This window comes from Pedobacter africanus, assembly GCF_900176535.1.
Taxonomy (GTDB): Bacteria; Bacteroidota; Bacteroidia; order Sphingobacteriales; family Sphingobacteriaceae; genus Pedobacter; species Pedobacter africanus.
Map to the genome: position 1 here is coordinate 703913 of NZ_FWXT01000001.1, position 12262 is coordinate 716174.

A 12262-nucleotide genomic window follows, 5' to 3' on the forward strand; every position below is an offset into this window, starting at 1 on the left:
GCTTGTTTATACAAAATAGTATAAACAGAGAATTGTAAGATTTGCAGCATTTTAATATATTTAGTGCATGGCACCAGACACTTCATTTGTATACCTGCTTGCCTGCCTGCTGGCGGGAATAGCCCTGATTGTTTTACTCACCACCAGGTTTAAGGTGCCTGCAGCCTTCGCTTTAATCATAGGCTGCTTTTTTGTGGGTATAGGCGCCCATTTATCACTAACGGAAGTGGTAACCATTATGAAAGATGGTTTTGGCAATATTGTCAAATCCCTTGGCCTGATCATCTTGCTCGGCACCACATTGGGCATTCTGCTCGAATACACCGGCAGCACTTCAGTAATGGCGGCTTACATCTTAAAAAAACTTGGCGAAAAACGCACGGTCTGGGGAATCAGTATTACTGGTTTTGTAGTAGGCCTCCCTATCTTTTGCGACTCCGGATATATAGTACTTAGCGGGCTCAATAAAACACTGGCCAAAAAGGCGGGCATTTCCATCGTGATCATGTCTGTATCACTGGCCACAGGCCTGTATTCCGTTCACTGTATGGTGCCTCCGCATCCGGGCAGTGCCGCAGCTGCTGGCATTATTGGTGCTGATATTGGCAAACTGATACTGATTGGCGCGCTCGTAGCTATACCCGCCATGATTGTTGGCAATATCTGGGCAGGTTATGCGGGTAAAAACATTCCGCTTCCAATTGTAGAGGAAGAAATTGCCCCCGATGCCCGGCAGCATCTGCCCTCGGTTATCCAATCTTTTTTACCCATTATAGTTCCCATTGCCCTTATTGCATTAAAAGCATTTGTCACGCTGGAAGCTACGCCAGATAATGCCTGGCTTACTTCGTTGCTTTCCATTGGCGATCCGGTTATTGCCTTAATCATCGGCATACTGCTTACTTTTTTTTGCAGGAAATCATGGAAAAAGGCTGAACTGGGCCATCTGCTGCAAGATTCGGCCGAAAAAGCCGGGGGCATCCTGGTCATCATCGGCGCAGGCGGAGCTTTCGGGGCCATACTTGCAGCCACTAAAATAGGGACGCATCTGAGTCAGTCATTGGCACTCGATAGCCTGGGCCTGTTTTTCCCATTTCTGCTTACTTTTATGCTAAAGACGGCGCAAGGTTCTTCAACTGTTGCTATCATTACCGCAGCATCCATTGTACTGCCGTTATTGCCTGTATTAGGACTAGATAATGAAACCGGAAAACTGCTGTGTGTACTGGCTATGGGTGCAGGGTCTATGATGATCTCTCATGCCAATGATGCCTATTTCTGGGTAATTGCAAAATTCTCGGGCCTCGACATGAGGACCATGCTCAGGGTTTATACGGTGGCCAGTATTTTAATGGGTGTCACTTCATTTGCTATGGTTTATATTTTATCCAAATTCATATCCTGATGCACATCCTCATTGCCCCAAATGCGTTTAAAAATAGCCTGACCGCGCTGGAGGCAGCAGCAGCCATTCAAAAAGGCTTGTATTCCAGTCCCCTTAAATGTACCAGCACCTGTTTCCCTATAGCCGATGGCGGCGATGGTACTGCTGCTTTAATCATCGAAAAATTCAAGGCCAGGCGGGTTGAGCTGAAAGTGCAGGATGCCTTGGGGCGGGCAATCAGTTCTTCGCTCGGGTTCATTGACAAAGGCCAGACCGCTGTAATAGAGATGGCAGATGCTTCCGGATTAAGGCGCTTGAAAACTACTGAACTGAATCCCATGATGGCCTCTTCTTTTGGCACGGGTCAACTGATCAGCGCGGCTCTGGATGAAGGTGTAAGCAAGATCATTATTGCCATGGGTGGTTCTGCAACGGTAGATGGTGGATGCGGAATTTTAAGTGCTTTGGGTTTTGCTTTTCTGGATGAAGGTAACAGGAAACTCCGGCCTGTTCCTCGGGACCTCATACGTTTAAATAGAATAGACGCTTCCAAAGCAGATCCCCGGATCGTAAACTGTGAGTTTATTGTCCTTTGTGATGTGGATAACCATTTACTCGGACCAAATGGCGCTGCTGCTGTTTTTGGTCCGCAAAAGGGTGCAGATACGAAAGCAGTAGCTCAGCTGGATCAGTTCTTAAGCCGGCTAGCCCGTATTGCTGAGGCGCAATCTGGAAGAGCCATTGACAAGCTCAGCTATAGCGGCACGGCCGGTGGTGCAGCAGCAGGACTGCATGCTTTTATAAATGCAAAACTGGTTAACGGCATAGATTATTTTTTAGACCTTACGGGTTTTGATGAGGAACTGAAAAAAGCCGATCTGCTGATTACCGGAGAAGGGAGCCTGGATGCACAAACCCTTCAGGGTAAAGGCCCCTTTGGTGTGGCAAAGCGGGCTTTGATAAAAAATATACCAGTTATAGGTCTGGCAGGAAAAGTGCCCCTAAGCCCCCCGGCAGAACTGTTAAAGTATTTTAAAGCCCTAATGGCCATCGGAAATGAACCCGTACCGCTTAGCGAGGCCGTTCAAAATACTGCCATTAACCTGGAACGTACAGCCAGGAATATTGGCGATTTACTTGACTCTGCAAATACTTAAATCCAAAAAGGATCCTGATTGTTTACAATATATAACAACAAGATCTTATGGAAACGAAAGACGAAAAATCAGCTCCAAGGGAAATTGGTTCAAATTTAACTGGAGCAGCCCTTAAAGGTAAACCAGGACATGAAAGGGACATTCCTGCTGCAGCGTTTAATGACGATGGTGAAGCAAAGGCAACTGACAAGCCCAAAGAACATATAGAAAACACGGATGCCTTACTGGGCGACGTACATCCAACAAAGCGGCATGAGAAGTCGCAGGAGCAGCACAATGCAGATCAGGAAGAATAAAAAAGGCCCGGATTAGTGCCCGGGCCTTGACATCCTTCGGAGCTTTGCCCTACCATGGCCTCAAAAAGTCCCTTTTCTTCGAAGCGGCTCCAAACCAGCAGAGAACCAGTTCCAAATCAGTTCCCCAGGGAAACTGGTTCAAAGTTAACAGCAACAAAACAATACAGCCCCTGAAAGAGCAGAAAGGCCCCGGTTAAATCCGGGGCTTGCACAAGCTAGATCAGATTAGTTATCAAAACATATTCCATATATTTGATCATCAGTTAAAATAATGAGTGAACTCAAATTTAATATCAGAGTATGAAACCACAGCACATCTCCTTGGCATATTTAAGACTATTGGCTGCCTTTCTTGTTTGTACTATAGCAGGTTCATTGCTTAAAATTTTTCACATTGGCGGTTTGTTTGGTAACGTCCTGATCGGTATGGGAATGCTTATTGCATTAATTAGTATTTTTCTTTTAGTATATAACGCGTTCTTTCGTGGTACGACTAAATAATAATAGCCAAATTATATTAGGAATTAACCTCTGTATAAACAATTGTTGCCTGCACTGCTCCTGGCTGAGATGTTACTGGTTGTATTGTTACACTTGCAATAAAGGACCTACGGAAAACCTCTACCGGACCAATTGTTAACTCCTGTACGAAAGAATGATTAGAATAAATAACCCAGCTTGACCCACCAAGCACATAAGTCCAGTTATTGGTAACAGTACTAGTTGGCCCTGGAAATATTTCTGATGAGACGAACAGACCATTATAAAATGTTCCACCTCCGGAATGGAAACTACCGTTACATAAAAGCCTGCTCGGAAAACCTTCATTTGCTGCAATAGGAAAGTTAAAAGTCCAGGCTATGTAACCACCTGGCGGCGGAAGTTCGAATATACCTGTAACTTCATCGTAAGTAGACGTCATTAAAGAGGACACTTTTTCTTTTGAAGATGAAGAACTTTTTATAGGTGAAAATTTCGCCACCGCAGAAGAAGCAATTATAGTTCGTTCAGTAACTGTATCTGTGGTGCCAAACTTTTTAGTTCTTTTTAAGTAATTGTCAAGCTCTTGCCGTGTAGCGAAATTTTTCCGAATTACTTGCTGGTCTTCCCTGGCAGTTTGAGGCTGCATCTCATTATCTGTGTCTTTGGAACACCCTGTCAAAAATCCTATAAAAAGGATGGTTATCAAAAATAGCCTTGATGTTAATTGAGTTGATTTCATAGTCATTTTTTTTATAGATATTGGTTAGAAAAATTTAATGCTTAATAAACTTTGCAATCTGCTCATTTACATTTTCGCCCCTCAGATTTTTCGCAACAATTACACCCTCCGGGTTGATGAGGAAGTTCTGAGGAATAGCACTAATGCCATATTTTACAGCAATATCGGTTTTAAAGCCTTTCAGGTCGCTCACCTGGATCCATGGCATGCCATCCTGCTTTACCGCGTTCAACCAGGCAGCTTTGGTTTCATCCAGGGAAATGCCTACGATCTCAAAACCTTTATCTTTTAGTTCTTTATAAGCTTTCAGCAAATGTGGATTCTCTGCGCGGCAAGGCGAGCACCAGCTGGCCCAGAAATCAACCAGAACATATTTACCTCTTAAAGATGAAAGTTTAAACTCATTCCCTTTATCGTCTGGCTGTGTAAAATCAACCGCTTTTCCAACTGCAAGCTGTTTTGCTTTCTCATATTTCGCCGTAAGCTTTTGTCCGGTATGACTGGCCAGTACCCTTTTGCTGAGGGGATCGTAATACTTACCAAAAGTTGCCGGATCAATCACCATGGTCTTGTTATCGTTGATGGCATCCAGGGCTACATAAGAATCGGGGTGACTAAAAATAAAGGAATCCAGCGCAGCCTCAATACGCGCCATGATGGGCTTGATCTGGTTTGCCAGCTCGTTCATTTTTGCGGTGTCTTTGGCCGAACGTGCCTTCATATAAGGATTTACCAACTCCTTGTATTGCCTGTGCGGTATGCCTACCATGCGATCATACACCAGGTAGTCGGCCTGGGCCTGGGTACCGGTAATCGAGGCCTTTGAAAGGTTGTCGGTACCTACTACCTTGTATTTTCCCTTCTCCAGGTAGAAAGTCTGGTAGCTGCGCGCTATGGACAGATCGGCCCTGTTGCCAAAAGCAGTGGTTCCGCTCAGCGAAAACTTACCGTTTTTGACTATGGCACTGTCCTTTACATTTTTCCCTTCGCTGTTTACATAGCTCAGGATTACCTTTTTATCGCTTCCTAAGCCAGGTAAGTTACCCGAGATCTCAAATTTATCTTGTGCCATGCACATACCTGCAGGCAACAGTAAAAGCATAGTTAAAATGTTTTTTATGTTCATAAGTGTTAGTTTTCAGTACTTGTTGAATTATTTAATCAGGGCCTTCAGTTTTGCTGTCAGGTCCTCTCCTCTTAAGTTCTTGGCAATGATTATACCTTGCGGATTGATCAGGATATTCTGTGGAACGGAATTAATGCCGTACATCACAGCAACCTCATTTTTCCAGCCTTTCAGATCGCTCACATGAATCCATGGCAACCCATCCTTTCTAACGGCTTCTGCCCAGGCCGCTTTGCCTCCCGGATAATCGAGCGATACCCCTACAATCTCAAAATTTTTACCTTTAAGTTCGTTATAAGCTTTTACTACATTAGGGTTCTCTGCACGGCATGGGCCACACCAGCTGGCCCAGAAATCGACCAAAACGTACTTTCCTCTTAAAGAAGAAAGGGTAAAAGGCTTATCATTCAAATCATTTTGTGTAAAGTCGGTTGCTTTGGCCCCAGCCTGGCGGCGCTTGCCGATTTCAATCTTTTCGGCTGTACGCAGGCCAAGTGGCGAAGATTTCAGTGCGGCAGAAAAACGATTGAACAGTGGTTCTACTTTTGCGGCCTCAAAATGACTATCGAGTACATATATATTGAAGGTATAAAGCCCCATAAAAGAATTCAAATGGCTTTCTGCAAACTTCCAGTTGATCTGTTTATTTGTGGCAACCAGTTTTTGAATGCTGTCCCCTGCTTTTTTACGTTCTTCCAATGATTTTACATAGGCCCCGTCAGCAGTCTTCTTTCCAAATTCGTCCTGTATTTTTATGATCCGGGCAGTAACCGGCTTCATTAGCGCCTCCCGTTCCCGGTTTTCCCGGTCTGCAACAGAACCAGTAATTTTTGCATTACTGATCGAATCTGTGCCAACCATGGTGATTTTAGAATTCTCTATAAAAAAGCCCTGCGTATCACGCTGTCTACCCGAATCTGCCGCACCATTACGCCTGATGGCGATCAACGCATTCTGGGGTTCATCAACGCTTCCAGTGAATTGGAACTCTCCGTTTTTAACAGCAGTCGAGTCGACTTCCTTCCATGCATTATTTTTTAAAAGGACCAGGTAAGCCTTGGCCGGACTTTTTAGAGCAGGCAATTTCCCCGATATGGTGTAGCTTTTTTGCGCTGCTGCCATAAAAGGCAGCAGCAACAGTGCAAATAGTATTTTTTTCATTTTATGCTGTTTACTAGGTTAAGATTGTATCTTTCAAAAATTACGGTGTAAGCATAATACCGCTGATAAAGATAGCATCGTATAAATTGCTGTATTTTGCCGATGCAAGTACCGTAAAGCGGAGATATCTTGCTGTGGTTTGCCCTACATCTATAGTTTGCATTTTATTGACAATATTACCTGCAAATACTCCTTTGTTAACCCAGGTTGTACCATCCATACTTGTTTCTATTCTCATAGATGTTGGATAACCTCCCTGTGTTGGATATACTAATATGGTGGGTAAATAATAAGTTAAGGAAATAAAAGAAACCTCTTTACCAAAATTAATCGATACCCACTGCGGCATTGACTGCTGTATGCTACTTGCCCAATAAGTTGCCAAATTATTAGCATCGATCAGCATTCCGGCAGCATTAGTTGCGCTGTTCTGTGATGAAAAGCCAGCAATCGTCCAGCCTGTTCTATTCACAAACAGCGGTTTTCCTGTTTTAAAAACATAGTATATTACCCTGTTTGTTGCAGGCCCTTCTATTTTGCCATCCACCGATTTAATTACAACAGGTAGTACGTAAGTAGTATATTCCGTTAATTTTGTCTGCTGACCAATATTTAGAATTGCGGCCTCAGATTTAGTAGCACCTGCCGGTAGGGTTACTATTGATTTATAAAAGAGATAAGCGCTGGTAGGGAGTACAAGAGCAGGTCCGTACTTCGCTGTATAACCGCTTATTTTGGTAGTATCTATAGCAAAAGTTACGTGGTGATCCTCATTGGCTGCATTGCCGGTCAAGGCGGCCTTTATTTCTAATGTGGTGGTTGCATCCGCCAAAATGGAAACAGGCATTTCAATAACATCGCTGGATGCAGGCAGGTCAAATGAAATACTACCATCAGGCAAATCTACCAGGGTATCGTCTTTCTTGCATGACATTAATACTACGATTAATGAACATATTGCTAATAAGTTAAATTTACGCATGATTAATTTTTTAATATGGGTTTTGTTGCATACCCGGGTTAAAACTCATAACCTGATAAGGAATCTGTAAAGTGTATTTATTGCTGTGCGGCGGTAAAGTAGCTACAACCCCACCCTGTGCATTATACCTGGTTACTGTACCCATCCTATTATCCTGATCTAAACGGCGCATATCGAACCAACGGAGTCCGTTGTAGGGTAACTCATGGCTTCTTTCACTTAAAACTTCTTTCAAAACATCTTCCTGAACAGCAGAAGTGTACTTCACATAACTTGCAGTTGCAAAACGGTTTACCCGAATTTCATCCAGGTAGCGTAATGCAGTGGTCAAATCATTGGACCGTGCTGCCGCTTCAGCCGCAATTAATTTCATTTCTTGTACTGAAGTACCAGTATTAACGTTGCCCAAAACAGGTGTTATCAATGTTGGAATAAAAAGAGTTGCACCTCTTGTGGTAAATGCATAACCATCAGAACTGCGGTACAACATTCTAACACGGCGATCGTTACTTGCAAATGAGCGCATAAAATCAAGCGAAGCCGTTATATTACCAACAACATATCTTCCATAAATCACTTCAGAATGAGTACTTATCAAATTTGTAAGTGGTAAAGTGCCATTATAATTGATCATTACCGCTTTGGTATTTGCCAAAGCCAGTTCAGCATTTATTTTGGCAGCTGCATAATTCCGGCTATAAAAATACACCCTGGCTAAAACACTATACCCTGCAGCAACAGATCCACGGAAGCGATTGATACTGTTATCTAATGGAAGATCAGGAATAGCTGCATTGATATCATCAAGAATATGCTGATAAAGTTCGGCCAAAGTACCACGTGAGGGAACTTTTTCTGTTACATCATTTGAAGTGACGAATGGAACTCCTGGATTTTGTACTGCCGTTGCAGCATCGTAGGGCTGGCAGTATTCATTCATCAAATAAAAATACTCCAAAGCACGTCCTAAAAGTGCTTCTGCTTTAAGGCTCTTTTTTTGAGCAGTAGTTCCACCTGTGGCTTTGTCAATACCAACAAGTACCGTGTTGTACAAGTTTATCTTTGCGTAATGATCTCCCCAGAATAAAGGCGCTTCGCTAACATTAACTGAATATTGTTCTCCCCAGGTATACACAAATTCTTCGCGGATGGTTGGAGGTGTTGTGATGCTAACAACATCAACATTATCATTCAGATAACTGATAGTCCCCGCTCCTTCAAAAAAAGCATTGTCATTTAGCCACTGGTCGTAATGCGTAACTGTAGTTAGCAGGGTTTTCCCTTTCGGTGTTATATCCAGATATTTATCGCAACCAGTTAGTACTAAGGACGAAAACACTAATTGTATAAGTATATATTTAAAATTTTTCATCTGTTTATCGTCTAAAAGTTAGTAAATAAAGCCAGGGTATAAGTAGGTGTGATATAGGCTTTTTCGAAATTTCCGATAGCTCTGCTATAGTTGTAACGGTTAAAACCTACGGTATATATATTGGACGCCTGGACTTTGATTTCGAAATTTCTAAAACCTGCATTCTTAAGAAACTTAAGATTCTCCAGACTATAGGAAGCTGTTAAATCGCCCAAAGTCAAATAATCACCGTGTACAACATAACTTGATGCATAATTGTAAGCATTGTTCGAATTGGCACTGCTAAAAGCTGCCAACGCCATAACATCGGTAGTAAATTCATCACCAGGTGCTTTCCAATAGTTACCTGCGCCTTGCAATGGCCTTGTGGCCCTAAGATCCGGACGAGGTACTCTTACCTTAAACCCTCCGTAATAATTAATCATCGCAAAGAAATAAAAATTACCTACATCAACCCTGTTACTCAACCCAGCATTTACAGTAGGTAGAGAAGAGCCTGCATAACGAACAAGTCCTGATGTTTCACTGGCCATCGCGGCTGTTTGCGGGGATCCCAGGGAATTATTATTCGTTTGGATAATATTTCCGTTTGCATCTTCCAATATCGGATATCCTGTATTGTCCAATCCCACAGTATTATAAGCAAACATAGCGCCTACAGGATAACCCTTCACATAGCCCAAAACATCTAATGTTTGTGGATTAAAATCTCCTTTTCTGAATACGTCCAAAACTTTACTGCTGTTGCGCGCCACAACAATACCTGTATTCCAGTTGAAATTTCGTCTGGCAATCCAATCTGCTTTCAGGCTAAATTCCAAACCATTATTTCTAATTGTAGCCTGGTTAATTAGAGTCGGACTTACACCAAGCGTTGGATCAATTAACGAATTGCCTAACAGATCAGTACTCTTTTTCGTATAATAGTCTATACTACCATTGATGTTTTTGAAAATGCTAAAATCTAAACCTGCGTTAAAATTTTTCGTTTGTTCCCAACGCAGACTGCTATTGGCATAAGATACAAGCCCCAATGCCGGGACTACTGGTGATGTATTGATATTAAACCGGGCCTGTGCTATAACTTCCGGAAGAGACAATTTGGCCACATTCCCATTAAAACCATACGCTGTGCGAAGTTTAAGTTGATTTACCCAAACCAGGTTTTGCATAAAAGGCTCATTATGAATATTCCATGCCGCCCCCAGCGACCATAATGGTTTATATTTGTATTTTGGATTGGTACCAAAAAGATTTGACTGATCAATACGAATACTACCAGTAGCCGAATACCTGTTTTTATAAGCATAAACGAGATTCGAATAGCCCGACAGGAACCTATCTTCTACATATTTTTGGTTAAACAACGCATCGATTTGATTTTGTAGTGAAGATCCCATTCCATAGGTTCCCCTTGTGGCTACTGCATTTGAAACTATTGAGCCATAGTCTACTCCTTGCTGTAGTAAGGTTTCATCATTGTAGCCAAAGGAAGTTGTTAGATTGCTTCTATCTATTAAACTTCTTGCTTCTCCCCCAAGAATGGCATTAATAGAATGGTCGCCAAATTTTTTGTTGTAATTCAATTGTGCACGTGCAGTATAACTTGAGGTATTCAGGTTCTGCTGGCGCAAATATCCACCTTTTGGAATGTTGAATTTCAATGTTCCATCTGCCTGCCTTGCCGCATAATCATTAATATATCGTTTAACTACCGATGAACGTTCAGAAGCCAGATATTTAAGTTCTGATCTCGAAGTTTCATAAATGCCACCAAAATTCAGATCGAACCCTTTACCCAAATCATATTTAAAATTAGCCGTAAACTTGTTATTAACACTGCGTGTAGTATTCCTGATTTCGTTCATGTCTATCAAAGGATAAATGGCGTCATCCTCTAAACCCTGCGACATGATAAAAGTATTGTATGGAGCTGAAATGCTGGCCCCTATAATCGAGGTAGGTGCCCCGGTTATATCCTGAAAACGCTCATAAGGGTTATAGGTAGCTGGCCCAGGTGTTGGAGCATTGTTAAACCGCTGCTCATTATAATCTGTAGTCAATTCAAGCGCTAACTTTCTAGACAATTTTATTGTACTGCGGGCGGAAAACAGAATCCTGCTGTTATCATCTAAAACTTTATTATTGCGGTTTCCAGTATAATTTCCGGTAATATAATACAGCGCATTTTCATTCCCTCCCGAAACATTCAAATTGTGTGTTTGTGTTATGGCTGTTCTTTCAAACAACCTGCTATAATCATCTATATTATCATAGCTGGCCAATTCGGCATAGGCGCTTTCAGCCTGTGCAGGTGTAATCATTCCGGCCGCAGCCTGTGCTGCTATATAGTAGGGTGCCGATCGGTTTATTGCTCCTGCACTGGCAGTAGATAACAATCCCCATGACGTAGCATTTACAATTGCACTTTGTGTAGTCCGCAGATAATTAGTAACTACCGATGATGCATTATCATCCCACCTGTAGCGAGCGTAATCTTCTTTAGGTTTAAAACCTAAAGTTGTCCTGTAGTTAAATTGCGGTTTGCCTGCAATAGCCTGTTTTCTCTCAATTACAATTACTCCGTTAGATGCCCTCACCCCATACACAGTGGCAGCAGCGGCATCTTTAAGAATGGTTACTGACTTGATCTCATTCGGATCGATCATATCGAGAGTCAAAGTAGTTGGATACCCATCTACTACGATCAACGGGCTTTGATTGGCCGACATGGTAGAAATACCCCGGATATTGAATAATGGCCTGGAAGATCTGCTGCCATCCGGTGCCGTACTGGTAAAATTAACATCATTGTTAATCATCAGTCCTGGTAACCTGTTTACCAATCCGTCAAGGAAATTGGAACTTACCCTTGATTCATATTCTTTGGTACCAATCTGCGCAACCGCACCTGTACTCTGCTCCGGCTTGATGCGCTGGTAACCGGTATTCACGGTTATGCCTACCTCTGCCAGGTCGCCCACTGCAATTTCCATCCGGATGGTTCCAAGATCGCCTGAAGCGGCAATCTCCCTGGTTTTAAATCCTGTATAAGTGATGACCACTATTGCACCCTCTTTCACATTTTGCAGGGCAAACAATCCATCTGCTCCGGTCCTTACACCTTGTTTTTCTCCCTTAACTGTTACCGTAGCACCGGCAAGTGGTGTCCCTTTTTCGTCTACCACCCTTCCCTTTACCGTAAGATTAAGCATAAAATCCATGAGGACAGATTTTGCCTTATCCAGTACCGAAGGGTCCTTCTTTCGCACCACTACAAATTTGTCTTCAATAGAATATTCCAGGGGCTGATCTTTAAAAATAGCCTTCAATACCTCCGTCAGCTGCACATTACGCACATTGATATCTACGGGTCTGGAACTTTTGAGTATTTCGGTGCTGACCACAAAATCTATCCCTGCCTGGGATTTGATCTTCTCAAAAACACGTGAAAGGCTACTGCCCTTTTCGGACAGGGATATTCTCTGGGCCAGGCTGCTGGCGCTCACCTGCATAAGAGATGCTAGCAATATAACGGCGGTTAGTCGCATAATTAGCAATA

The 12262-nt window shown here is 42.7% G+C and carries 9 protein-coding genes; 3 read left to right on the forward strand and 6 right to left on the reverse strand.

Features of this window, described 5'->3' with window-relative positions; translation table 11 throughout:
• Positions 1-67: 67 nt before the first annotated feature.
• From B9A91_RS02640 to B9A91_RS02650, 3 genes are read left to right on the forward strand one after another with little or no spacing between them, the layout of a single operon-like run.
• Positions 68-1405 carry a GntP family permease gene (locus B9A91_RS02640; protein WP_084236867.1) on the forward strand — a complete coding sequence of 446 codons (1338 nt, stop codon included), beginning with the start codon at positions 68-70 and terminating at the stop codon, positions 1403-1405.
• Complete coding sequence (locus tag B9A91_RS02645) at positions 1405-2541, forward strand: glycerate kinase (protein WP_235012435.1); 1137 nt, start codon at positions 1405-1407, stop codon at positions 2539-2541. The genes B9A91_RS02640 and B9A91_RS02645 overlap by 1 nt, the downstream gene beginning before the upstream one ends.
• A gap of 47 nt (positions 2542-2588) precedes the next feature.
• On the forward strand, positions 2589-2837 hold the full coding sequence (locus B9A91_RS02650) for a hypothetical protein (RefSeq protein ID WP_084236869.1): 249 nt from the start codon (positions 2589-2591) through the stop codon (positions 2835-2837).
• Between the two features lie 517 nt (positions 2838-3354).
• Here the strand turns inward: B9A91_RS02650 and B9A91_RS02660 are convergent.
• From B9A91_RS02660 to B9A91_RS02685, 6 genes are read right to left on the reverse strand one after another with little or no spacing between them, the layout of a single operon-like run.
• Entirely contained in the window at positions 3355-4059 is a 705-nt protein-coding gene (locus tag B9A91_RS02660; RefSeq protein ID WP_144008837.1) for a hypothetical protein, read from the reverse strand.
• Between the two features lie 34 nt (positions 4060-4093).
• Positions 4094-5185, reverse strand: a complete 1092-nt coding sequence (locus B9A91_RS02665) for a TlpA disulfide reductase family protein (RefSeq protein WP_084236872.1) — start codon at positions 5183-5185, stop codon at positions 4094-4096.
• Positions 5186-5212: 27 nt separating this feature from the next.
• Complete coding sequence (locus B9A91_RS02670; RefSeq protein WP_084236873.1) at positions 5213-6346, reverse strand: TlpA disulfide reductase family protein; 1134 nt, start codon at positions 6344-6346, stop codon at positions 5213-5215.
• A 40-nt stretch (positions 6347-6386) separates the two neighbouring features.
• Positions 6387-7280 carry a BT_3987 domain-containing protein gene (locus B9A91_RS02675; RefSeq protein WP_235012436.1) on the reverse strand — a complete coding sequence of 298 codons (894 nt, stop codon included), beginning with the start codon at positions 7278-7280 and terminating at the stop codon, positions 6387-6389.
• 58 nt (positions 7281-7338) lie between these two features.
• Positions 7339-8700, reverse strand: a complete 1362-nt coding sequence (locus tag B9A91_RS02680; protein WP_084236874.1) for a RagB/SusD family nutrient uptake outer membrane protein — start codon at positions 8698-8700, stop codon at positions 7339-7341.
• Positions 8701-8711: 11 nt separating this feature from the next.
• Entirely contained in the window at positions 8712-12230 is a 3519-nt protein-coding gene (locus B9A91_RS02685) for a SusC/RagA family TonB-linked outer membrane protein (protein ID WP_235012443.1), read from the reverse strand.
• Positions 12231-12262: the final 32 nt, after the last annotated feature.

What these genes read in the sequence shown, in the direction of transcription:
- B9A91_RS02660 (WP_144008837.1), bottom strand. Translation starts at nt 4,059, where the DNA reads ATGAAATCAACTCAATTAACATCAAGGCTATTTTTGATAACCATCCTT.
- B9A91_RS02650 (WP_084236869.1), top strand. Translation starts at nt 2,589, where the DNA reads ATGGAAACGAAAGACGAAAAATCAGCTCCAAGGGAAATTGGTTCAAAT.
- B9A91_RS02670 (WP_084236873.1), bottom strand. Translation starts at nt 6,346, where the DNA reads ATGAAAAAAATACTATTTGCACTGTTGCTGCTGCCTTTTATGGCAGCA.
- B9A91_RS02640 (WP_084236867.1), top strand. Translation starts at nt 68, where the DNA reads ATGGCACCAGACACTTCATTTGTATACCTGCTTGCCTGCCTGCTGGCG.
- B9A91_RS02665 (WP_084236872.1), bottom strand. Translation starts at nt 5,185, where the DNA reads ATGAACATAAAAAACATTTTAACTATGCTTTTACTGTTGCCTGCAGGT.
- B9A91_RS02680 (WP_084236874.1), bottom strand. Translation starts at nt 8,700, where the DNA reads ATGAAAAATTTTAAATATATACTTATACAATTAGTGTTTTCGTCCTTA.
- B9A91_RS02645 (WP_235012435.1), top strand. Translation starts at nt 1,405, where the DNA reads ATGCACATCCTCATTGCCCCAAATGCGTTTAAAAATAGCCTGACCGCG.
- B9A91_RS02675 (WP_235012436.1), bottom strand. Translation starts at nt 7,280, where the DNA reads ATGTCATGCAAGAAAGACGATACCCTGGTAGATTTGCCTGATGGTAGT.